This is a genomic window from uncultured Pseudoflavonifractor sp., from assembly GCF_944387805.1.
In the GTDB taxonomy this organism is placed as follows: Bacteria; Bacillota; Clostridia; order Oscillospirales; family Oscillospiraceae; genus Pseudoflavonifractor.
Genome location: NZ_CALXGI010000042.1, coordinates 1 through 21,857 on the forward strand (window position 1 = coordinate 1; position 21,857 = coordinate 21,857).

19 protein-coding genes are annotated in these 21,857 nt (G+C 60.9%); 15 read left to right on the forward strand and 4 right to left on the reverse strand.

From position 1 onward, the window contains the following. Window positions 1-81: 81 nt before the first annotated feature. Window positions 82-624, forward strand: a complete 543-nt coding sequence (locus Q0K06_RS09790; RefSeq protein WP_294551727.1) for a hypothetical protein — start codon at window positions 82-84, stop codon at window positions 622-624. Between the two features lie 155 nt (window positions 625-779). Here Q0K06_RS09790 and Q0K06_RS09795 read toward each other — a convergent pair whose 3' ends face one another. Both Q0K06_RS09795 and Q0K06_RS09800 read right to left on the reverse strand, forming a co-directional pair. Next, window positions 780-1,685 carry a selenium metabolism-associated LysR family transcriptional regulator gene (locus Q0K06_RS09795; RefSeq protein ID WP_294551729.1) on the reverse strand — a complete coding sequence of 302 codons (906 nt, stop codon included), beginning with the start codon at window positions 1,683-1,685 and terminating at the stop codon, window positions 780-782. Continuing rightward, window positions 1,685-2,857, reverse strand: a complete 1,173-nt coding sequence (locus Q0K06_RS09800; RefSeq protein WP_294551731.1) for an aminotransferase class V-fold PLP-dependent enzyme — start codon at window positions 2,855-2,857, stop codon at window positions 1,685-1,687. The genes Q0K06_RS09795 and Q0K06_RS09800 overlap by 1 nt, the downstream gene beginning before the upstream one ends. 226 nt (window positions 2,858-3,083) lie before the next feature. Between Q0K06_RS09800 and yedE the strand changes: the two genes are divergently transcribed. The 4 genes from yedE (at window position 3,084) to Q0K06_RS09820 (ending at window position 5,960) form a co-directional block, all read left to right on the forward strand. Continuing rightward, complete coding sequence (gene yedE / locus Q0K06_RS09805; RefSeq protein WP_294551733.1) at window positions 3,084-4,178, forward strand: YedE family putative selenium transporter; 1,095 nt, start codon at window positions 3,084-3,086, stop codon at window positions 4,176-4,178. A gap of 16 nt (window positions 4,179-4,194) precedes the next feature. Further along, a complete protein-coding gene (locus tag Q0K06_RS09810; RefSeq protein ID WP_294551735.1) occupies window positions 4,195-4,401 on the forward strand; it encodes a sulfurtransferase TusA family protein in 207 nt (68 codons plus the stop codon). A 1-nt stretch (window position 4,402) separates the two neighbouring features. After that, complete coding sequence (locus Q0K06_RS09815) at window positions 4,403-4,648, forward strand: DUF3343 domain-containing protein (RefSeq protein ID WP_294551737.1); 246 nt, start codon at window positions 4,403-4,405, stop codon at window positions 4,646-4,648. A gap of 355 nt (window positions 4,649-5,003) precedes the next feature. Then, window positions 5,004-5,960, forward strand: coding sequence for a tRNA-dihydrouridine synthase family protein (locus Q0K06_RS09820; RefSeq protein ID WP_294551739.1), 957 nt, complete (start codon window positions 5,004-5,006; stop codon window positions 5,958-5,960). Between the two features lie 54 nt (window positions 5,961-6,014). Here the strand turns inward: Q0K06_RS09820 and Q0K06_RS09825 are convergent, their stop codons facing one another. Then, on the reverse strand, window positions 6,015-6,878 hold the full coding sequence (locus tag Q0K06_RS09825; RefSeq protein ID WP_294551741.1) for an NAD(P)-dependent oxidoreductase: 864 nt from the start codon (window positions 6,876-6,878) through the stop codon (window positions 6,015-6,017). Between the two features lie 240 nt (window positions 6,879-7,118). Here Q0K06_RS09825 and Q0K06_RS09830 point away from each other — a divergent pair, with 240 nt between their 5' ends. From Q0K06_RS09830 to glmS, 4 genes are all read left to right on the forward strand, one after another. Then, complete coding sequence (locus tag Q0K06_RS09830) at window positions 7,119-7,712, forward strand: cytidylate kinase-like family protein (RefSeq protein ID WP_294551743.1); 594 nt, start codon at window positions 7,119-7,121, stop codon at window positions 7,710-7,712. Beyond that, window positions 7,712-9,076 (forward strand): MATE family efflux transporter, encoded by a 1,365-nt coding sequence (locus tag Q0K06_RS09835; RefSeq protein WP_294551745.1) that lies wholly within the window; start codon window positions 7,712-7,714, stop codon window positions 9,074-9,076. The genes Q0K06_RS09830 and Q0K06_RS09835 overlap by 1 nt, the downstream gene beginning before the upstream one ends. A gap of 327 nt (window positions 9,077-9,403) precedes the next feature. Next, window positions 9,404-10,357, forward strand: a complete 954-nt coding sequence (hprK, locus tag Q0K06_RS09840) for an HPr(Ser) kinase/phosphatase (RefSeq protein ID WP_294551747.1) — start codon at window positions 9,404-9,406, stop codon at window positions 10,355-10,357. Between the two features lie 418 nt (window positions 10,358-10,775). After that, window positions 10,776-12,611: a glutamine--fructose-6-phosphate transaminase (isomerizing) gene (glmS, locus tag Q0K06_RS09845; protein WP_294551749.1), complete on the forward strand. Its 1,836-nt coding sequence runs from the start codon at window positions 10,776-10,778 to the stop codon at window positions 12,609-12,611. A 72-nt stretch (window positions 12,612-12,683) separates the two neighbouring features. On the opposite strand, the gene Q0K06_RS09850 is transcribed toward glmS, so the two are convergent. Beyond that, window positions 12,684-13,745, reverse strand: a complete 1,062-nt coding sequence (locus tag Q0K06_RS09850; protein WP_294551751.1) for a molybdopterin-guanine dinucleotide biosynthesis protein MobB — start codon at window positions 13,743-13,745, stop codon at window positions 12,684-12,686. A 201-nt stretch (window positions 13,746-13,946) separates the two neighbouring features. Between Q0K06_RS09850 and gluQRS the strand changes: the two genes are divergently transcribed. From gluQRS to Q0K06_RS09880, 6 genes are all read left to right on the forward strand, one after another. After that, window positions 13,947-14,900 (forward strand): tRNA glutamyl-Q(34) synthetase GluQRS, encoded by a 954-nt coding sequence (gene gluQRS, locus Q0K06_RS09855; RefSeq protein WP_294551754.1) that lies wholly within the window; start codon window positions 13,947-13,949, stop codon window positions 14,898-14,900. A gap of 126 nt (window positions 14,901-15,026) precedes the next feature. Continuing rightward, window positions 15,027-15,827 carry a cell wall hydrolase gene (locus tag Q0K06_RS09860; protein WP_294551756.1) on the forward strand — a complete coding sequence of 267 codons (801 nt, stop codon included), beginning with the start codon at window positions 15,027-15,029 and terminating at the stop codon, window positions 15,825-15,827. A 596-nt stretch (window positions 15,828-16,423) separates the two neighbouring features. Continuing rightward, window positions 16,424-17,236, forward strand: coding sequence for a cell wall hydrolase (locus tag Q0K06_RS09865; protein WP_294551758.1), 813 nt, complete (start codon window positions 16,424-16,426; stop codon window positions 17,234-17,236). 159 nt (window positions 17,237-17,395) lie between these two features. Further along, on the forward strand, window positions 17,396-19,198 hold the full coding sequence (locus Q0K06_RS09870) for an FtsW/RodA/SpoVE family cell cycle protein (protein WP_294551760.1): 1,803 nt from the start codon (window positions 17,396-17,398) through the stop codon (window positions 19,196-19,198). Continuing rightward, a complete protein-coding gene (locus tag Q0K06_RS09875) occupies window positions 19,195-20,568 on the forward strand; it encodes a penicillin-binding transpeptidase domain-containing protein (RefSeq protein WP_294551762.1) in 1,374 nt (457 codons plus the stop codon). The genes Q0K06_RS09870 and Q0K06_RS09875 overlap by 4 nt, the downstream gene beginning before the upstream one ends. Window positions 20,569-20,583: 15 nt before the next feature. Next, window positions 20,584-21,738: a DUF362 domain-containing protein gene (locus Q0K06_RS09880; RefSeq protein ID WP_294551764.1), complete on the forward strand. Its 1,155-nt coding sequence runs from the start codon at window positions 20,584-20,586 to the stop codon at window positions 21,736-21,738. Window positions 21,739-21,857 lie beyond the last annotated feature (119 nt).

Consider the following 21,857-nt stretch of genomic DNA (forward strand, 5'->3'; position numbering starts at 1 on the left):
GTAGCTTAGGCACGAGATGGAAAGAAAGCCGGACTGGCTGCCCGGCTTTCCTGTCCAAATTTATTGTAATAGGAGGCCCCAATGGAAGGTCTGACCGCATGGGTTTCTCATTACGGCATTTTCCTGATTGCCGCGGCAGGAGCCGCGGCCCTGCTCTGCGCCTTTTTGGCCAGGGGGAAGAAGCTGCGCTGGGGGGCCGCCGCCGGGGCCCTGCTCTGCGCTGCGGCAGCGGTGTGGTACTTTCTGCCCTTCTCCGTCCCTCTCGACCCCCAGCGCACCTCCGTGCTTCTCCAGTTCACGCTGGGGGAGCCGCTGGAGCTCACCCAAGAAGAGCGGGCGGAGGTGCTCCGCCTGTGCGGGGAGCTCACCTACTTCCGCCGGCCGGGGCAGACGGTCCTGCGCACCGGCGGCACGGAGACGGCCTACCTCATCCTCCTTCAGGGCGGGGACGGAGGCGCCAGCGAGAGCCTTCACCTGACGCTGGCTCTCTCCCCGGAGGGCTTCGCCGGGGAGGACGGTCTCTATGGGGTCAACCAGAATCTGGACGGAGTGAGAGGACAGGAGCCCCTGGTGGAATACCTCAAAGAGCTGGCGGACAAGTACGAAATCCCCCTGGCGGAGTGACATGCGGCAGGGGCGGAAGAGACAAGAGAAGGAACTGGTCATGCGGTTTGTCAGGGGCGTGGACGATGACGCCAGGATGCGCACGCCATAAAAAAGAAGCCGTCCCGGCTCTATTGAGAGCCGGGACGGCGCTTTTGTATGCAGCATATCATGGATCAGTGCTCCTCGCCCAGGGCGTAATACGTTTTCACATGGGCGATAAAAGCTCTGATATGTTCGCTTAGAACGGAGTTTCGCTTCATCACAAAGTAGAAATACCGCCGGGAGACCTGCTCGGGCAGGTCAAAGAGCAGCAGCCGCTTTTCCTGTACAAAGTTGAAGGCGGCGCGCTCCGAAATGATGGAGATACCCAGCCCGCCGGCCACCAGATTTTTGATAGACTCCTGGTCGTTAATGCGGGCGGTAACCTTCAGCTGATCCTCGGTAATCCCCATGCTCTCAAGGAAGTATTCCGCGCTTTTTTTGCTGCCGCTTCCCTGCTCCCGGAGGATGATTGGCTCCTGCAGCAGCTGCTGCAGGGGGGTTCCCTTCTCCTTCAGGGAGAGAAAATAGGGATTGACAGGGGTGATTAACACCATTCTGTCCCGGTAGAAGGGGATGCAGGTCAGATCCTCGTGATCGTATTTCATGCCGATCATACCAAGGTCGAAGCTGCCGTTGAGGATGCCCTCTGCCACCCCGCGGCTGTCGCTCTGGTGAATGATAAAGTAGGCATCCGGGTGCTCCTTGCCGTAGGCAGGGAGAATTTCAGGCAGGATGTAGGCCGAGGGAATGGTAGAGGCCCCCAGCTGGATGATGCTGTTCCCGCCGGAGGACCAGCGCTGGATCAGGTTATCCCGCAGGCTGAGAATGTTGCAGGCGCATTCATAGAGCTCCTGCCCCCTGGGGGTCACGTCCACGCTCCGCTTGGTGCGGATAATGAGGCAGGTGCCCAGCTCCTCCTCCAGATTGCGGATGTGGGTACTGATGGTAGGCTGGGAGAGATAGAGCCGTTCGGCGGCTTTTGTAAAGCTGCGGTATTTTACAACCGCCGTAAAGGACTGAAGCTGCTTCATATCCATCAGCGGTGTCCCTCCCCCAGAATGGCGTCCAGGGCGTCGATGGCCCGGTCTACCTCCTCCTCCGTGTTCCACCAGCCAAAGGAGAAGCGGATGGTCCCGGCGGGGAAGGTGCCCAGGGTTTTGTGGGCGGAGGGGGCGCAGTGGAGTCCCACACGGGTCATGATGCCGTAGGTGCTGTCCAGCTCGTAGGCCACCCCGGCCATGTCCCGGCCCGGCGTCTCAATGGACACCACGCCGGTGCGGCCCCCGGTCCCCGGCAGGCCCACCGTCCGTACGGCCCGGCCCGCTTTTCCCAGGGAATCCACGCCTGAGAGGAACCGGGCGGTGAGGCCCAGCTCATGGGCGCGGATGGCGTCCATACCCGTCTCCTCCAGCCAGAGCAGGGCGGCGTGGAGGCCCACAATGCCGGGCAGATTGGGCGTGCCCGGCTCAAAACGATCGGGCATGAAGTCGGGCACCTCCTCGGTGTGGCTGATGCTGCCGGTGCCGCCCGAGAGAAGCGGGGTAATCTGGCTGACCAGCTCCGGGCGGAGCAGGAAGCCGCCCACACCCTGGGGGCCCATCAGGCCCTTATGGCCGGTGAAGGCCAGGGCGTCGATGCCCATCTCCGCCATGGAGATGGGGTACACGCCGCCGGTCTGGGCGCAGTCCACAAAGAACCGCAGGCCGTGGGCCTTGCAGAAGGCCCCCACCTCCCTGATGGGGAGCAGGGTGCCGCAGACGTTGCTGCCGTGGGTCATTACCACGGCCTTTGTGCTGGGCTGCAGGGCGCTTTCCAGAACGGCGGGGTCCAGGGTGCCGTCTGGATGGCAGGCCGCCCGGGTGAAGGACACGCCCTGCTGCTCCAGCTGCACCAGGGGACGCATCACCGCGTTGTGCTCCATGGAGGAGGTGATGACATGGTCGCCGGGTTTGAGAAAGCCCTTGAGCAGTACGTTCAGACTCTCAGTGATGTTCCGGGTAAACACAACATTTTTGCACTCCGGGCCGTCAAAGAGTTTGGAAATTCGCTCCCGTGTGTCGTAGACCAGCTCCTCCACGTCGTAGGCCCGCTCATAGCAGCCCCGGTTGATGTTGCTGCCCACCCGGGTCATATAGTCGTACATGGCGTCGGGCACCGCCTTTGGCTTGGGGAAGGTGGTGCTGGCGTTGTCAAAATAAATGGCATCCATTTCAAACGCTCCAATTCATAAGTGGGCCGGCCTGTAAGAAATGCCGTTCTTTTTGCCCAAAAGCCAGCGCTTCCGACAGAAACGGCTTACGGGATTTTTCATTATTCTACCACATATTTATTAAAATATCAAATAACAACTTTTGATTTATTAATAATTGATATTGGAAATTCCAACCTGCTTCCACTATACTGAACTTACCCAAACAAATAAGGAGTGTGTGTGTATGGGTTTGAAGAAAGGAAAGACAGAAATTTTAGTGGCTGGCTTGGTAATCGGCATCATTGCGGCGTTGCTGGTGCTCTTTGGCAACCCGGTGAACATGGGCTTCTGCATTGCCTGCTTCCTGCGTGACACAGCCGGCGCGCTGGGCCTCCACCAGGCGGCCAACGTGCAGTACATCCGGCCGGAGATCATTGGCCTGGTGCTGGGCAGCTTCCTGCTGGCCACCTTCCGCAAGGAGTTCTCCCCCAAGGGCGGCAGCGCCCCTCTGACCCGTTTTGTGCTGGGCTTCTTCGTCATGATTGGCTGCCTGATGTTCCTGGGCTGCCCCTTCCGTATGATCCTCCGTCTGGCCGGCGGCGACCTGAACGCCGTCTTTGGCATGGTTGGCTTTGTGTGCGGCATTCTGCTGGGCGTATTCTTCCTGACCAAGGGCTACTCCCTGAAGCGGACCTATCAGCTGCCCGCTCTGGAGGGCCGTCTGCTGCCCATCATCCAGGTGGTGCTGCTGGTGCTGCTGATTGCCGCTCCTGTATTCATCCACTTCACTGAGGCTGGCGGCGGCCCCGGCGCCCTGCATGCCCCCATTATTATCAGCCTGGCCGCCGGTCTCATTGTGGGCGCCCTGGCACAGAAGACCCGTCTGTGCATGGTGGGCGGCATCCGCGATGTGGTGCTCTTCCGGGAGTGGAAACTGCTCATCGGCTTTGTGGCCATCTTTGTCAGCGCCCTGGTGTGCAATCTGATTTTCACTGCCGCCACTGACGGCACCTATTTTACCCTGGGCTTTGCCGGTCAGCCTGTGGCGCATACTGACGGCCTGTGGAACGCGCTGGGCATGCTACTCACCGGCTTCGGCTGCGTGCTGCTGGGCGGCTGCCCTCTGCGCCAGCTGGTGCTCTCCGGCGAGGGCAACACCGACAGCGCCATTACGGTCATCGGCCTGGTAGCGGGCGCCGCTTTTGCCCACAACTTCGGTCTGGCCTCCAGCGGCGAGGGCCCCACGGCCAACGGCAAGATTGCCGTTGTCATCGGCATCGTGGTGGTGGCCCTGATCGCCTGCTTCAACACCTTCCGCAAAGACACAGCAAAAGCGTAAGAGAGGAGAATGCACCATGAAACTGCTGGATGCGAGAGGGCTCTCATGTCCGGAACCTGTCATGATGATCCGCAAGGCCATGGCTTCCGGCGAGAATGCCTATCAGATTGTGGTGGACAACCCCACTGCCAGAGAGAATGTGACCCGCTATGCCGTGCACCAGGGCTACCAGGTGTCAGCGGAGGAGAAGGACGGGGAGTTTACCCTGTCCATCACCAAGTGATATGACCTACATCGCCACGTTTTACTCCCACTTTGGGGCCATGCACTTTAAAAAGCAGTGCGAGGCCCGGAAGATGACCGCCAGGATTATGCCCGTGCCCCGGGACCTGAGCAGCAGCTGCGGCACCTGCGTGCGCTACGAGGGGGAGGAGCCCTGCCCATCGGATACCTGGAGCGACGAGGTGGAGCAGGCGGTGGAGGTCACCGCCCAGGGGTACCGGACCGTATACCGGGCGGAGAACAGCTGAAAGCAACAGACTAGGAGACCGGAGCGCCAGTACGGCGCTCCGGCCTTTCAGCGTGTCGAGAAATCTCGACACGCTTCTCAAAAATGCAAGCATTTTTTCGAGGAGGCTGCAGCCCGCTGCAGCGCACTCGCTTTGCTCGCACGTTTGCGGGCTGAGAAGTGTTTTTCCCGAGGCGCATGTCCCCGGGAAAAACAGATTTGAGCCTTATTTCGCCGCCTGCGGGCGGCGAAACTCTGCCGAGGGCCTTTTGTTCGTGGAAACGTTCCACCCTTTGTTTTTTGAGTGGACGGGAGGGAGAGATCCCGCTATAATGTTGCCTGCACGATAGAAGATTTTCAGCAGACAGGTGAACCATATGAGATGTTATTTCGCCCCCATGGAGGGCATCACGGGATATATTTTCCGCAATTGCCACAGCCGGTATTTCCCCGGCGTGGACCGGTACTACATGCCCTTTCTCTCTCCCCGGCAGGACCACAACTTCACCCGCCGGGAGCTGGACGACATCCGCCCCGAGCACAACGAGGGCGTCCATGCCGTACCCCAGCTGTTGACCCGCCAGCCGGAGGACTTTCTCTGGGCGGCGGGGGAGCTGGCTGCCATGGGATACCGGGAGGTGAACCTGAACTTGGGCTGTCCCTCAGGGACGGTGACGGCCAAGGGCAAGGGCTCCGGCCTGCTGGCCAGGCGGGAGGAGCTGGAGCAGCTGCTGGACGGCATCTTTGCCGCCGCCCCTGTGGCAATCTCCATCAAAACCCGGCTGGGCATGCACGATCCGGAGGAGTTCGGCCCGCTGCTGGAGCTGTACAACCGGTACCCGGTAGTTGCGCTGACCGTCCATCCCCGGATCCGGAGCGACTTCTACAAAAAGCCGGTGCGGCCGGAGTATTTTGACCTGGCCGTGCGTATGAGCCGGGCGCCCCTGTGCTACAACGGGGATATCATCACGCCCGGGGACTGGGAGAAGGCGTCCCGGCGCTGGCCCGGGGTGGAGGCGGCGATGATGGGCCGTGGTCTGGTGGCGGACCCGTCCCTGGCGGGACGGCTGAAGGGAGAGAAGCCCGCCGGGCTGGACACCCTGCGGGCCTTTCACCATCAGCTGTACGAGACCTACGCCCAGGCCTTCGGCAGCCGCCGGAACGCCATGCTGCGGATGAAGGAGATATGGGTTTATCTCATCCACCTCTTTGGGGACAGCGGGAAGCTGGAGCGGCGCATCCGCAAGGCGGCGGACACCGGGGAGTTCGAGTCGGCGGTGGAGGAGGTGTTCCGCACGCTGCCGCTGCTGGACGCTCCGGCAGGGGAGTGGTAAGGATAAAAAGAGGGCGGGTGCGCGCAGCGCACCCGCCCTCTTCTGCGGGAGAGCTTATTTCTCATAGTAGCGGATGAGACCCTGGGTGCCCAGATTGCCCAGACCGGCCTCGTCCAGGCTGCGGCATTCAGAGAGCACCTGCTCCAGCACGGGCAGCTTGAGGCCCACCGCCTGGGCTCCCTCTTCGGAGAGCACCATGTCCTTGATGAAGTGCTTCATGATGAAGCCGGGAGCAAAGTCGCCCGCCGCCATCTTGGGCCCCAGGCTCTGCATCTGGAAGGAGCCGGCCGCTCCGGCGGAGATAGCGGAGAGCAGGTCGTCCAGATTCAGGCCGTTGGCTCTGGCATAGGCGAGAGCCTCACATACGCCGGACAGGGCGCCCGCAATGGCGATTTGGTTGGCCATTTTGGCGTGCTGGCCCGCGCCGGCGGCGCCCATATGGACGATGATCTTGCCCATGGCCTGGAAGAGGGGAAGACACGCGTCAAAGTCGGCCTTGTCGCCGCCCACCAGGATGGACAGAGTGCCGGCCTTTGCGCCGGTGTCGCCTCCGGTGACTGGCGCGTCCAGCGGCCGCAGGCCTCTGGCTTTGCCCGCCTCCCAGATACGGACAGCAAGGGCAGGGGAACTGGTGGTCATATCCACGATGAGAGCGCCAGGCCGAATGTTGGCGATGATGCCGCCGTCTCCAAAGTAGATCTCTTCCACATCCTTGGGAAAGCCCACAATGGAGAACACTGCCTCCGCGTCCCTGACGCACGCGGCTACCGTGTCCGCCCAGACGGCGCCCTCAGCAATAACGTCCTCGCACTTGGACTTGGTGCGGCTGTATATGGTGAGGGAATAGCCGGCCTTCATCAGGTTGCGCACCATGGACTTGCCCATAATACCCACGCCGATAAAGGAGATGTTCTTCATCTCAATCCGCTCCTTTCATATTTCTGCTGCTTTCATGGTAAAACAGCGGCAGGGCGCTGTCAAGGAGGAACAGGAGAAGGACTGGCGTTGGAAAACACAGATTTTCCACAAAATGGCGGCAGAACGATTGACGATAAGGCCCCGCTCCGATATAATAGAGATGGAACCAGAAGCACCGCCATCCCGGGCGGTTTTTTCATCTGCGTGCGGGATTTTTGCGAAATTATGGAGGTGTGCGGAATGAGAACTGTAATTACTATCGGCCGTGAATACGGCTCCGGCGGACGCCTTGTGGCGAAGAAGCTGTCTGAGACGCTGAACATCCCCTTCTATGACAAGGAAGTTATTCAGGGCGTGGTAAAGAAAACCGGTTTTGCGGAGAACTTTGTCCGGGACGCAGAGCGCCGCCCCACAAACAGCTTTATTTATGACCTGTACTTCTCCGCGCAGTCTCTCTCCACACAGGATCAGGTGTTCATTGCCCAGTCCGGCGTGATTAAGGATCTGGCGTCCAAGGGCGGCTGCGTCATTGTGGGCCGCTGCGCCGACTATATCCTGCGGGAGAACCCCAATCTGCTGCGTGTGTTCGTGTACGCGCCCATTGAAGAGCGCATCCGCCGGGCTGTGGAGGAGTACGGCGACAAAGAGGAGAATATGGAGAACTTTGTTGTCCGTAAGGACAAGCAGCGTGCGTCCTATTACAACTATTTTACCAGCGTCCGCTGGGGAGACCGGAAGAGCTATGATCTGTGCATCAACTCCACCCTGGGACTGGACACCGCCGTGGAGCTGATTCGCACGGCGGCGCTGGCCAGGGAGGGACAGGGAAAGTAATGCCAAACATACCGCAGGAGAACAAGATGGGCGTTATGCCCGTCAACCGGCTGCTGATTACCATGTCGGTGCCCATGATGCTGGCCATGCTGGTTCAGGCGCTTTACAACGTGGTGGACAGCGTATTTGTCTCTCAGCTCAGCGAGGACGCCCTCAACGCAGTGTCTCTCGCCTTCCCGGTCCAGAACATTATGATTGCCCTGGCTGTGGGCACAGGCGTAGGCGTCAATGCCCTGCTGTCCAAGAGCCTGGGCGAGCAGGACTTTGAGCGGTCCAACCGCACTGCCGAGCACGGTGTGCTCCTGGCTGCAGTCACATGCGTGGTGTTCATGGTATTGGGCACTCTGCTGGCCCGGCCTTTCTACATGATTCAGGTGGCCAATGAGCCCATCATTGTGGAATACGGCACCCAGTACATGCAGATTTGCAGTCTTTTCTCCTGCGGCATCTTTATGGAGGTCATGTTTGAGCGGCTGCTCCAGTCCACCGGACGGACAGTCTATACCCTGTTTACCCAGGGTGTGGGCGCGGTGTTCAACATTATCTTCGATCCCCTGCTCATCTTCGGCATAGGTCCTTTTCCCCGGCTGGAGGTGGCCGGCGCCGCAGTGGCCACGGTCATGGGCCAGACTGTGGCCGCTGTTTTGGCCTTCCTGTTCAACCACTTCCGCAATCACGATATCCAACTCTTCCGCGGGGGATTCCGTTTTGACGGCTGGATCGTCCAGCGGATTTACCTTGTGGGAGCCCCCTCCATCATTATGAATGCCATCGGCTCTCTGATGGTGTTTGGCATGAATCAGATCCTCCTCACGTTTACCAAGACAGCCACCGCCGTACTGGGCGTGTACTTCAAGGTGCAGAGCTTTGTATTCATGCCCATCTACGGCCTGAACAACGGTATGGTGCCCATTATCGCCTATAATTACGGCGCCCGTAAAAAAGAGCGCCTGCTCAAAACGGTAAAGCTGGGTGTGCTGTATGCTGTGATCATCATGTTCATCGGCCTGATCGTAATGCAGATGATTCCGGACAAGATCTTCCTTCTGTTTCAGGCGGACGAGAATATGCTGTCCATCGGTGTGCCCGCCCTGCGGATCATCAGTCTCAGCTTTGTCTTTGCCGGCTACTGCGTGGTGACATCCGCCGTGTTCCAGGCTCTGGGTGAAGGGGTTCAGAGCATGGTAGTGTCCATTGTCCGCCAGATGGTGGTGCTGCTGCCTGCCGCCTGGCTCCTGGCCCAGCTGGGTGAAATCGACCTGGTGTGGTATTCTTTCCCCATTGCCGAGCTGGCCTCCCTGACTCTGTGCACCGTCTTTCTTGTGCGTACATACCAGAAGCTCATCAGACCTCTGAACCAATAATCTTTTCCTCAAAAAGGACTTGAGAGCCGCGGGCGTATCCGCGGCTCTTTTTATGGATGCAGAGACACAAATAGAGAGACGGTAGTGGAGCCGTACAATTTTGACGGGTACAGAGGGAAAGAGAAAGGGTAAAATGCACAAGTTTCTGGAAGAAGGGCATTGTCAAACGGATTATAAGTGTGTATACTAATGTCTGATGGATAAGCTGCCCTGCGGTTTATTCGTGGGATACAGCTTCACAATTTTGTTCAACAAATCATGTGATTTGCTCAATCTGTATTATACCAGACAGTGCAAGCCGCAAACGAGAATGGGGAGGTACGCGCAGTGGAGAGTTTATACAGCGTTCCGCTGGGGAAGCTTATCAGTGAATTTAACCTGGAGGTCATCCGGGGCGGAAAGGACTATGAGACCCGCGCCATCCGCACCGAGGACGTAAACCGGCCCGGCCTCCAGCTCATCGGTTTTTTTGATTATTTCGATCCCAAGCGGATTCAGATGATCGGCCGTGTAGAGACCACCTATCTTACCGGACTGACCTCTGAGGCCCGCCGGGAGTGCTTTGACAGCCTGTTGGCCCGGGACATTCCATGCCTTATTATTTCCCGGGGCATGGAACCGTTCCCTGAGTGTATGGAGATGGCGGAGAAGTACGACCGCACGATTCTGCGCACCCAGGAGACGACTTCCACCTTTATGAGCGCCCTGATTGCCTACCTGCGTACGGAGCTCTCGCCCCGCATTACCCGCCATGGCGTGCTGGTGGAGATTTACGGCGAGGGCGTGCTGCTGCTGGGTGAGTCCGGAGTGGGTAAGAGCGAAACTGCTATTGAACTGGTCAAGCGCGGACACCGCCTGATTGCCGACGACGCAGTGGAGATCAAGCGGGCGGGCACCAAGCGCCTGGTGGGGACGGCCCCTGAGCTTATCCGCCACTACATTGAGCTGCGGGGCATCGGCGTCATTGACGTGCGCCGCCTGTTCGGCATGTCCGCCATCAAGGAGGAGTCGGACATCGACCTGGTGGTAAATCTGGAGCAGTGGAAGGACGGCGCCATGTACGACCGCCTGGGTTTGGAGAATTTGTATACCACCATTCTGGATGTGCAGATCCCGGCCCTTACCGTGCCGGTGAAGCCGGGCCGGAATCTGGCCATTATCATCGAAGTGGCGGCGATGAACAACCGTCACAAGAAGATGGGCTATAACGCAGCCCTGGAGTTTACAAAGCAGATCAACGAGCACTTTGACCAGGCCATGAGCCAGCAGCTCAAGGGCTGAAACCGAATAAAGTGTGGCAGAAGGCTGAGGAGCTCTGACTCCTCAGCCTTCTGTTTCTTAAAACAGTACTGGCCGCTTTTTCAAGGCCATGGCCTCTGCCTTTGAATGCACATGGACGAGTTCTCCCGGTGGCGGAGAACACCCTCCCCATCACGGCTCAGGGCATCGCATTTGGCGGGCGCGAGTCCATTACCATTAGCTGCACATGCGGCATACTCATGGACAGACTCTGTTTATATAGAACAACAGAAAAACAGGGCACGGGCACAGAGATTTTTTCCTTGTCACAGAGCCGGCATGCCGCTATAATAAAAAATGTTATTTCATAAAACCGTGAAAAAAGAACAGAAATAATTCATTCCATGAAACATATGGAATAAACAGGATGAGACATCCAGATGACAGGAGGAAATCTGCCATGTGTGGTATTGTAGGATATATAGGTAGAGAAGAGGCGGCTCCTATTCTGCTGGACGGGCTAAGCCGTCTGGAGTATCGCGGGTATGACTCGGCGGGCATTGCCGTGTGGTCGGAGCGCGAAGGACTCCAGGTGGCCAAGGCCAAGGGCCGGCTCCAGGTGCTCTCCGACATGGTGGAGGGGGGCAAGACCATCCACGGCACCGTAGGTCTGGGCCACACCCGCTGGGCCACCCACGGCGCACCCTCCGACGTAAACTCCCACCCACAGGTCAGCAAGAGCGGCCACATCGCGGTGGTCCACAACGGCATTATTGAGAACTATGTGGAGATTAAGGAGTTCCTTCAATCCAAGGGCGTGGAATTTGTCTCCCAGACCGACACCGAGGTGGTGGCCCAGCTGCTGGAGTACTACTACCGGGGCGACATTCTGGAGGCCCTGACCAAGGTGCTCCACCGCATCAACGGCGCCTACGCCCTGGGCATCATCTGCTCCGACTGCCCCGATCGGCTCATCGCCGCCCGGAAGGACAGCCCCCTGATTCTGGGCCTGGGGGAGGGCTTCAACTTCCTGGCCAGCGACGTGACCGCCGTCATCAAGTACACCCGCGAGGTCTACTATCTGGACGACGGGGAGATCGCCGTGCTCACCGCCGACGGCATCCAGGTCTACAACCACCCCTACCTCCAGCCGGTGCACAAGGAGCAGCACCATGTGGACTGGGAGATCTCCGCCGCTGAGAAGGGCGGCTATGAGCACTTCATGTTCAAGGAGATCATGGAGCAGCCCAAGGCCTTCCGGGACACGATCTCCCCCCGGATTCAGGATGGCCGCGTGGTGCTGGAGGGTCTGAACCTGACGGCGGAGGATTTGAAGGCGCTGGACAAAATCTATGTCATCGCCTGCGGCTCCTCCTACCACGTGGGCATGGCCGCCAAGTACACCCTGGAGCGGCTGCTCCGCAAGCCGGTGGAGGTGACCCTGGCCTCTGAGTTCCGGTACTGCGACCCCATCGTCACCCCCAGAACCCTGGCCCTGGTCATCTCCCAGTCCGGCGAGACCATTGATACCCTGGCCGCCATGCGGGAGGCCCGCAGGCTGGGGGCCCGGCTGCTGTCCATTGTCAATGTGGTGGGCTCCACCATTGCCCGGGAGAGCGACGATGTGCTCTACACCTGGGCCGGGCCTGAGATCGCCGTGGCCACTACAAAAGCCTACTCCACTCAGCTGGCGGTGATTTATCTCATTGGCCTGTGCTTTGCCGACCTGATGGGCACCATCGCCCCGGAGGAGTATACGGCAATCGTGGAGGAGCTCCAGCGTATCCCCGACAAGATGGAGGAGATTCTCTCCCACCGGGAGGACATCCAGTACTTCGCCTCCATCTACTTCAACCACCCCTCCATCTTCTTCATCGGCCGCAACATCGACTACGCCGTGGGTCTGGAGGGCTCCCTCAAGCTCAAGGAGATCTCCTACATCCACTCGGAGGCCTACGCCGCCGGTGAGCTCAAGCACGGCACCATCTCCCTCATCGAGCCGGGCACCCTGGTGGTGGCTCTGGCCAGCTATGGCAAGCTCTTTGAGAAGCTGATGAGCAACGTGGTGGAGGTGAAGAGCCGGGGAGCTGATGTGCTGGGCGTGACCACTGCGTCTCTGTCTGAAGAGATGGCCAAGACGGTGGACCACGTCATCGCCGTGCCCGATACCCACTCCATGCTGCTGCCCTCTCTGGACGTGGTGCCCCTCCAGCTCTTCGCCTACTATGTGGCCCTGATGCGGGGCTGCGATATTGACAAGCCCCGCAACCTGGCCAAGTCGGTGACAGTGGAATAAGTGTTATAAAACAAAGAAGCGGAGCCGCAAGCGCGGCTCCGCTTCTTTGTTTTGTAAGGAGAGAAGGAATCCTCAGCCGTCCTGGCGAATGGCCTCTACCGTGGTTTTCAGGCCGGGCAGCAGCCGCTCCAGACAGGGCAGAGCCTGCTCCGGTGCGCCAGGCAGGTTGACCAGCACCGTCTGCTTGCGCATGCCGGAGGTGGAGCGGTCCAGCATGGCGCCGTCGGACAGGTCGGCCAGAGTGCGGCGCAGAGCCTCGCACACGCCGGGCAGGGCCCGCTCGGTGGCGTCGGCCGTGGCCTCGGGGGTGCAGTCGTAGAGGGAGCAGCCGGTACCGCCCATGGTGACAACCAGGTCGGCCAGACGGCTGTCGGCCAGCCGGGTGAGCTCGGCGGACAGCATGGCCCGGTCACGGGGCAGCAGGGAGGTAGACACCAGCTCAAAGCCGGCCTTGGTCAGCTGCTCAGAGGCGGCGGGGGTGGTGGTGTTGGAGCTGGTACCGGCGTAGATGCTGTCGCTGACGGTGATGAGAGCGGCCCGGAGCACGCCCTCAGGGACGGAGACGGTCTTGTTGGCGGAAGAGGATTCCATGACATTCACTCCAATCTCGCGATAATAGTAGTGCAGGAGAAAATCTGCCACAGCCTGGCAGTCAAAGGGCAGCTGGGGCACATCGCAGTGGGGAAGGGACAGGTCGGTCACCAGGGCCAGCACGGTGGACAGGTCACAGGACGGCCCGTTGGAAACACCAGCGCGCACCAGCTCCAGCTTGGGCCAGAAGCTGCGGTCAAACCCCTCCATGAGGATAAGACCCGCGTCCTGAAACTGGGCAATCAGGTGCTGCTCGGTGATTCTGCGCCGCTGTACCACCATGGACAGCTCCCCGTCAAACACGCCCACGGCGCTGGCGCCCGCCTGACGGAAGGGCGTGGAGTAGCGGTCGGGGCCGGACGGGTCCAGGGGACGGCTTTCCCGCTTGATGACAGCTGTTTTGACGCCCGCGGCCGTGAGCCGGGGCAGGATGCTGCGGATGAGCCAGCTTTTGCCGCACCCCTCGGGGCCACAGACTGCCACCACCACGGGGGTTTCCCGGATGACGTCAGGTGGAGCGGGGGGACGGGGGATGGGATTCATGCGCTCCACCTCCAGAAAAAATGGACCGCCGTCTGGCGGTCCGACAGAAAAAGTATACCAGAAACCAGAGGAAATTACAACAGGGAAGCGAAGGGAGCCGGACCCTGCCGGACGTTGTCACAGGGGCGGGGATGTGGTAAAATCACTATATTATAAAGGTAGGAGACGCCGCCTCAGAGCGGCGGATGGAGAGGAAAGACCATGGAAAAGAACATCCGGGGGCGGTTTGCCCCCAGCCCCAGCGGGCGTATGCACCTGGGGAATCTGTTTTCGGCCCTGCTGGCCTGGCTGTCGGTGCGGTCGGCGGGCGGGATTCTGGTGCTGCGGATGGAGGACCTGGACCCGGACCGCTGCCGGCCGGAGTACGCGGCGCAGCTGGCGGAGGACCTGCTGTGGCTGGGCCTGGACTGGGACGAGGGCTATGGAAAGGGCGGTCCGGACGGGCCCTATCTCCAGAGCGAGCGCACGGAGCAGTACGCTGCCGCCTTTGGACGCCTGGAGGAGATGGGGCTGGTCTACCCCTGCTACTGCACCCGGGCCGAGCGGCTGGCGGCCAGCGCGCCCCACCGGTCGGACGGTCAGGCGGTATACGGCGGCCGGTGCCGGAACATGACGGCGGAGGAGCGCTCAGCGCTGGAGCAGGTGGGACGCCATCCCGCCTGGCGGCTGAAGGTGCCCGACGAGGTGTGGACCGTGAACGACGGCCACATGGGCCTCTACGGGGAGAACCTGCTCCGGGACTGCGGGGACTTTATCATCCGCCGGTCCGACGGGGTGTACGCCTACCAGCTGGCCGTGGTGGTGGACGACGGCGCCATGGGGATCAATCAGGTGGTGCGGGGCATGGACCTGCTCTCCTCCACTCCACGGCAGTGCTATCTCTACCACCTGCTGGGCCTGGAGACGCCGGAGTTTCGCCATGTGCCCCTTCTGCTGGCGGAGGACGGCCGCCGCCTGTCCAAGCGGGACAGGGACCTGGACATGGGGGCCCTGCGGGCCCGCTGGACGCCGGAGGAGCTGGTGGGCCGTCTGGCCCTGCTGGCCGGGCTTCAGAGCACGCCGGAGCCGGTGAGCCCTGCCGCCCTGGCGGAGCGCTTTTCCTGGGAACAGGTACCCGGGACGGACATCGTGGTGCCCGGCGGGCTGTTTGAATAAAAAATGAAACGGCGGGAGGCGTTGGCCTCCCGCCGTTTGCGGTCTGTTTCCAGAACTTGTGCCTTGTGCCATAAGGGTAAAATCCGTTACAATTTTGGTATCATTCAGCAAAAGGAAGTGAACAGAATGCGAAAAATTGTAACCTTACTCCTGTGTCTGCTTCTGACCGCCGCCCCGGCGGGGGCAGTTAGCGTGATGGTGGACGGCGTGCCGCTGGAGAGCGATACGGACCCGGTGGTCATCAACAGCACCACCTATGTGCCCCTTCGGGCGGCTGCGGAGGCCCTGCGGGAGGACGCCGTGGTGACCTGGGAGGGCCAGGCTGTGGTACGGGCGGGGGGCGACCTGGAGCTGACCGCCTCTCCCGGAGCCATCTATCTGGAGGCCAACGGACGGGCGCTGTACATAGCCGACGGCGTGCAGGCGGTATATGGCCGGGTGCTGGTGCCGGTACGGGTACTGGCCAAGGCCATGGACGCCCGGGTGGACTGGCACGGAGGGAGCCGCACGGTGTCCCTCACCTCGGGCACCGGGACCATCGAGGACGCCTCCTTATATTATAAGGAAGACGAGCTCTACTGGCTCTCCCGCATCATCTCCGCCGAGAGCAGGGGAGAGCCGCTGAAGGGCAAAATCGCGGTGGGCAACGTGGTGCTCAACCGGGCGGAGCACAAAGATTTCCCGGCTACCATCTACGGGGTCATCTTTGACGACCGCTGGGGCGGTCAGTTTGAGCCGGTGAGCAACGGTACTATTTACCAGACGCCTACGGAGGAGAGTATTCTGGCCGCCCGCCTGGTATTGGACGGCGCCGATGTGGCAGGGGGAAGCCTGTATTTTCTGGCGCCCGCCCTTACCAACAATCACTGGATTATGGAGAACAAAACCTTTGTGCTGCGTATCGGAGCACATTGGTTTTACCGCTGAAAAAGAGGACAAAAGACAATTTTACGTCCCTGCGGCCTGCCGGAATTTCTGGCGGGCCGCTTGTTTTTGCGGGAAAACGAGGAAAATTTTTTATTTTGTGATTTAAAAAGATTGGAAGCAAGTCATCCCACAGCAATTACCAGTTTTAAAATGTAATATATAGAAATTTAATGAAAAATATTCATATATGTGGAAAATACGCAGAGCAGGCGGATGGGAAATGCTAGGGAAAGACAGAATTTTGCGGAAGGGGAAAAGGATAAAAACGGAAATTAAGAAAAGTCTTGCAGGACAAAGGTTTGGACCGGATCTGCCACTGTTCGGCTGGCGCAGCAAAGAGAGAAGATACAGGAGGATATGTATGCGAGGAAAACGTTAATTTCCTTTTTTTGAAATATAATAGGAATAAATGGGTAAAATGTCAGGTGAACAAATATGAATCCGTTACCGTTTGTAACCGTCAAAATGAATGAAAAATGCTCGAAACAAGCCTACGACAAAACTTTCTCTTGCAAATTGTGAAAAAGAGAGTTACAATACGGTTACAAAAAAGAACAAAACAGAAAACGAAACGGAAAATAGGAGTACATGTTATCATGAAGACGCGATTGCTTTCCGCAGCCATGTGTCTGGCGCTGGTGTTCGCCTTTGCCAGCCAGGCTGCAGCCACGGAGACCCCCAGCATCACGCTGGATGGCACTGCCCTTCAGATGGAAGTGGCCCCTATGGTGGTCAACCGCACCACCTATGTCTGTTACTGGCCGGTGGTCAAGGCCATGTATCCCAATGCCACGGCGGCCTGGGAGAATGACCGGGCGGTGGTCCGGGCCCAGGGCCTGGAGCTGACCATTCAGCTGGGTGCCCCCTATCTGGTGGCAAACGGCCGCTATCTCTACTTTGAGGGCGGACCGCTCTTGCAGGATGGCAACATCATGGTCCCCATCCGCACCCTGGCTCAGGCCCTGGGCGCATCGGTGACCTGGGAGAAGGCCTCCGGCTCGGTGGCCATCCAGTCTGGCTCCGGCCCCATCCTCTCCGGCGACCAGTACTATAATGCCGACAGCCTCTACTGGCTGTCCCACATTATCAACGCCGAGAGCGGCAATCAGCCCCTGGCGGGCAAGATTGCGGTGGGCAATGTAGTGCTCAACCGGGTCAACAGCCCCCTCTTCCCCAATACGGTGTATGAGGTGGTGTTCCAGCGCAACCAGTTCACCCCGGTGTCCAACGGCTCCATCTACCGGGAGCCCAACGCCGAGAGCGTGATTGCCGCCAAGCTCTGCCTGGACGGCGCCAACACGGTGGGGGCCAGCCTCTACTTTGTTAACCCCTACACCGCGCCCAACAGCTGGGCCTCCCGCAACCGGCCCTATGTGGCCACCATCGGCGCCCACGCATTTTTCGCATGACACCAAGCGCCCGGAAGCAGCCGCTTCCGGGCGCTTTCTTTCGTCATCCCTCAATTTGCGTTCTCTGGGATTTGTGTTATAATGGTCGGAACGGAGCGAGGCGTCTGCTGCGCTCTATCTTCCATGAACCGCTGTCCAAGAAAGGAGGAGGTTCCGCCTGTGAACGCAGCTAATTTTCCCCAGACCCTGTTGGACCAGCTGACCGCGCTGCTGGCCGCCAATCCGGAGCTGGGGGCGTGGTATACCGCCATTGTGCGCTTTGTGTTTCCCGTGCTGGCCCTGTTGATTCTCATTCGTACCATCCGGTCCCTGCTGACGGTGCCCCATGTGCCTGAGGTGTGGGCCTATCTCACCCTGCCAAACGGCGCCAGCGAGCCCCTGACCCACTGGGAGAACATCCTGGGCCGTGCTCCGGCCTCCGACGTGGTGCTGGGATACCCCACGGTTTCCCGTCAGCACGCCGCTCTTATTCGGGCGGAGGACGACAGCTGGACGGTGTACGACCTGGACTCCAAGGGAGGTGTCACCGTCAACGGCAGGGAGGTGGAAGGCCAGGCTTCTGTGGCCTATGGCGATGTGCTGGCCCTGGGAGGTGTGGAGACCGTCCTGCTGGCCGTGTCCCAGGAGGAGCTGGAGGCCCGGCGGAAGGCCCGGAAGGCCCAGAGGCCCGTGTCCCCCTGGCTGGGGTTGGTGCTGCTCACCGTCTTTCAGGTGCTCACCGCCGTGCAGCTCATTGTGGCCGAAGGGCAGGGGGCCTCTGTGGCTATTCCCACCACCTACCTGTGCCTGACGGCTGTCATGTGGGCCTACTTCATGTTCATGCGTGCCACGGGCCGGGTGGGCTTTGAAATGGAGACCATCGCCTTTTTCCTGTGCACCCTCTCTCTGGCGGTCACCGCCTCCAAGAACCCGGGCGGGCTGTTCAAGCAGTTCGCCGCCATCCTGCTGGGCCTGACCCTCTTTGTGGTGCTGGGGGTCTTTATGCGGGACCTGAAGCGGGTGAAGAAAATCCGCTGGCTTATGGCTGCCGCCGCCATCTGTCTGCTGGGGGCCACCCTGGTGCTGGGCACCGGCCTTAACGGCGCGAAAAACTGGATTGTGCTGGGCGGCATGTCTTTCCAGCCTTCTGAGATCGCGAAAATCTGCTATATCTTCGCCGGAGCCGCCACCCTGGACCGGCTCTTCCGCAAGCGGAATCTGGGGCTGTTCATTGTTCTCACCGGCGCCTGCATGGGCTGCCTGGCTATTATGAGCGACTTCGGCACCGCGGCCATCTTCTTCGCCGCTTTCCTGGTCATTGCCTACCTCCGATCCGGTGACTGGGCTACCCTGGGACTCATCACCGCCGCCGGCGTGGGCGCCGCCGCCGTGGTGGTCACCCTCAAGCCCTATATCCTCCGCCGCTTCGCCACCTGGGGCCATGCCTGGGAGTACGCCTCCTCCGGCGGCTTCCAGCAGACCCGCACCATGTCCGCCGCCGCATCCGGCGGCCTGGTGGGCGTAGGCGCAGGGGAGGGCTGGCTCCAGCGGGTCAGCGCCGCCGAGACCGATCTGGTGTTCGGCATGCTCTGTGAGGAGTGGGGGCTCATTATCGCCGCCTTGGCGGTGGTGTCCATTGTGACCCTGGCTGTGTTTGCCGTCCGGTCCTGCCGGGCGGGCCGTTCCAGCTTCTACACCATCGCCGCCTGCGGAGCCGCCGGACTGATGGTGGTCCAGACCTGTCTGAACGTGTTTGGCGCAGTGGACATTCTGCCCCTCACCGGCGTCACCTTCCCCTTCGTGTCGGTAGGCGGATCGGCCATGATGGGCTCCTGGGGCCTGCTGGCCTTCCTCAAGGCCACAGATACACGCCAGAACGCCAGCTTTGCCATCCGCCTGCCCTCCAGAAAACAGGGAAAGCGGCTGGCAGCGCCCGTCAGATCGGAGGAAAGCGGATGGGAGGAAGGAGATGAGGAGGCGTGAAACGAATTGAAAAACGGGCTGGCGTGTGCCTGATTCTGGCCGCCGCCCTGGTGTTGGGCCTGTGCTTCTACGCCCTGCGCTACGTGCTCTACGGCGGGAAGTGGGTCTCCCTGGCCGCCAACCGCCACCTCTACAACAGCGCCGGACAGCTCTCAGTGGGCCGGGTGCTGGACCGGGACGGGGACGTGCTCTCCTGGGCCGACGAGGACGGCAACCGGTGCTATTACGACGGCGAGACTGTGCGCAAGGCCACCCTCCACGCCGTGGGGGACGCCTCGGGCAAAATCGGCACCGGCGCCCTGGTGGCCTTTGCCGACAAGCTGTCCGGCTATAATCCCATCACCGGCGCATACAGCCTCCAGGGCACGGGCAACGACCTGTACCTGACCCTGGACGCCCGGTACAACTACATCGCCTACAATGCCCTGAACGGACGGAAGGGGGCGGTGGGGGTGTACAACTACAAGACCGGTGAAATCCTCTGCATGGTCTCCGCCCCCACCTTTGACCCGACCTACCCGCCCGACATCCAGGAGGGAGACGAGCAGTACGACGGCGTATATCTCAACCGCTTCCTCTCAGGCACTTTTGTGCCCGGCTCGGTGTTCAAGACGGTCACCCTGGCTGCCGCCATTGAGAACATCCCCGACCTTCTTGACCGCACCTGGACCTGCACGGGCTCTACCCAGGTGGGGGAGGGCACCGTCACCTGCCCTTCCGCCCACGGGGAGATGGACATCTACGGCGCTCTGGCCTCCTCCTGCAACGGCGTGTTCGCCCAGCTGGCCGTGGAGCTGGGGCCGGATGTGATGGCCGCCTACGCCGAGAAGGCGGGACTGACCTCCAGTTATCAGGTCAGCGGCATCTCCACCGCCAAGGGCCGCTTTGACCTGTCAAGCGCCACCGTCAACGACCAGGGCTGGGCCGGCGTGGGCCAGTACAGCGACGCGGTGAACCCCTGCGCCCTGATGGTCTACATGGGAGCCGTGGCCAACGGCGGCAAGGCGGCGGTACCCCAGCTGGTGCTCCGCACGGAGAACAGCCTGGGCTGGAACCTGTCGCCCTACTTCAAGCACAGCACCGGCCGCCTCATTGAGACGGACACGGCGGAAACTCTGGCCGATATGATGGCAAACAATGTCACTGAGACCTATGGAGCAACCCGTTTTCCCAACATGGATATCTGCGCCAAGTCGGGCACGGCGGAGGTGGGCGGCGGCAAGGCCCCCAACGCATGGTTTACCGGCTTCCTGCGCAATGAGGACGCGCCCTACGCCTTTGTGGTACTGGTGGAGAACGGCGGCAGCGGCGCAGATGTGGCGGGCTCTGTGGCCGCCCAGGTGCTGGACGCGCTGGTAAACGGATACTGAGCGGAGATGACATCCATGGACAATAAAGTGTACGCGGTACGCTGCGCCGACTACGCCCAGGCGGACGAGAAGCTGGGGCTGCTGCTGGACATGATGGGCGGCATGGGCCGCTTTGCCAGGGAAGGGGAGACCCTGGCACTGAAGGCCAATCTGTTGGAGTCCATTGCCCCTGACCGGGCGGTGACCACCCACCCGTCGGTGGTGGCGGCGGTGGCGTCCCGTGTGGCAGGAGCAGGGGCAAGGGCGGTTATTCTGGACAGCCCCGGCGGCGGCCACTGGCAGAACAGCCCAGCCGCCCTGGAGAAGCTCTACAACGTCACCGGCATGGCAGAGGCCGCCCGGCAGTCCGGTGCAGAACTCAACTACGACATGAGCCGGGAGCAGCGCTCCTTCCCCCAGGGGGAGCTGGTACGGTCCTTTGAGGTGTTGTCCGCGCCCTTTCAGGCCGACGGCATTCTCAATCTGTGCAAGATGAAAACCCACATGTTTATGATGATGACCGGAGCGGTGAAGAACACCTTTGGCCTGATTCCCGGCCTGGCTAAGGCGGGATGCCACACCCGGTTCCAGAGCAAGGAGCAGTTCGCCCACATGCTGCTGGACCTGTGCGCGCTGGCGGCGCCCCGGCTGTCGGTGATGGACGCGGTGGTGGCCATGGAAGGGGAGGGGCCGGGCGCATCCGGCACCCCCAGACCCGTGGGGCTGCTGCTGGCGTCGGAGAATCCCCAGGCCCTGGACGTGGTAGCCGGGGCCGTCATGGGCCTGAGCAAGGCCAACAATCCGCTGCTGCTGGCGGCGGAGCAGCGGGGCCTTGGCCCGGCGGACCTGGACCAGGTGGAGCTCATCGGCCTGGATAAGGCCGGGCTGCCGGTGCCCGGGTACAGGCTGCCGCCCGCGCCTAAGGGGAACATGGTGGGGCTTCCGGCTATCCTCAACCCCTTTGTGGACCTGGCCCGGCGCGCCCTGTCCGCCACGCCCCGGGTGCGGGAGACCTGCGTGGGCTGCGGCATCTGCGCCGCATCCTGCCCGGTGAAGGCCATCACGGTCAAAAACCGCCGGGCACGGATTGACACCGGCAAGTGCATCCGCTGCTACTGCTGCCATGAGCTGTGCCCCCACAAGGCGGTGGAGCTGCACACCGGCGCCCTGTCCCGCCTGCTGCGGGGATAATGAAAAATGCGCGGAACCGACATGCTCTGTCGGTTCCGCGCATTTTGCTTTGCTTAAAGAACCACTGGCTCTGCCAGTGGATAAAGAGCTTATAGCTATGGACAAAAAAAGGACTCCCC

Coding starts and splice junctions, on each gene's coding strand:
- Q0K06_RS09810 (WP_294551735.1), top strand. CDS start 4,195: ATGAAACTGCTGGATGCGAGAGGGCTCTCATGTCCGGAACCTGTCATG.
- Q0K06_RS09790 (WP_294551727.1), top strand. CDS start 82: ATGGAAGGTCTGACCGCATGGGTTTCTCATTACGGCATTTTCCTGATT.
- Q0K06_RS09865 (WP_294551758.1), top strand. CDS start 16,424: ATGAAGACGCGATTGCTTTCCGCAGCCATGTGTCTGGCGCTGGTGTTC.
- glmS (WP_294551749.1), top strand. CDS start 10,776: ATGTGTGGTATTGTAGGATATATAGGTAGAGAAGAGGCGGCTCCTATT.
- gluQRS (WP_294551754.1), top strand. CDS start 13,947: ATGGAAAAGAACATCCGGGGGCGGTTTGCCCCCAGCCCCAGCGGGCGT.
- Q0K06_RS09820 (WP_294551739.1), top strand. CDS start 5,004: ATGAGATGTTATTTCGCCCCCATGGAGGGCATCACGGGATATATTTTC.
- Q0K06_RS09800 (WP_294551731.1), bottom strand. CDS start 2,857: ATGGATGCCATTTATTTTGACAACGCCAGCACCACCTTCCCCAAGCCA.
- Q0K06_RS09795 (WP_294551729.1), bottom strand. CDS start 1,685: ATGGATATGAAGCAGCTTCAGTCCTTTACGGCGGTTGTAAAATACCGC.
- Q0K06_RS09860 (WP_294551756.1), top strand. CDS start 15,027: ATGCGAAAAATTGTAACCTTACTCCTGTGTCTGCTTCTGACCGCCGCC.
- Q0K06_RS09850 (WP_294551751.1), bottom strand. CDS start 13,745: ATGAATCCCATCCCCCGTCCCCCCGCTCCACCTGACGTCATCCGGGAA.
- Q0K06_RS09815 (WP_294551737.1), top strand. CDS start 4,403: ATGACCTACATCGCCACGTTTTACTCCCACTTTGGGGCCATGCACTTT.
- yedE (WP_294551733.1), top strand. CDS start 3,084: ATGGGTTTGAAGAAAGGAAAGACAGAAATTTTAGTGGCTGGCTTGGTA.
- Q0K06_RS09880 (WP_294551764.1), top strand. CDS start 20,584: ATGGACAATAAAGTGTACGCGGTACGCTGCGCCGACTACGCCCAGGCG.
- Q0K06_RS09830 (WP_294551743.1), top strand. CDS start 7,119: ATGAGAACTGTAATTACTATCGGCCGTGAATACGGCTCCGGCGGACGC.
- Q0K06_RS09825 (WP_294551741.1), bottom strand. CDS start 6,878: ATGAAGAACATCTCCTTTATCGGCGTGGGTATTATGGGCAAGTCCATG.
- Q0K06_RS09835 (WP_294551745.1), top strand. CDS start 7,712: ATGCCAAACATACCGCAGGAGAACAAGATGGGCGTTATGCCCGTCAAC.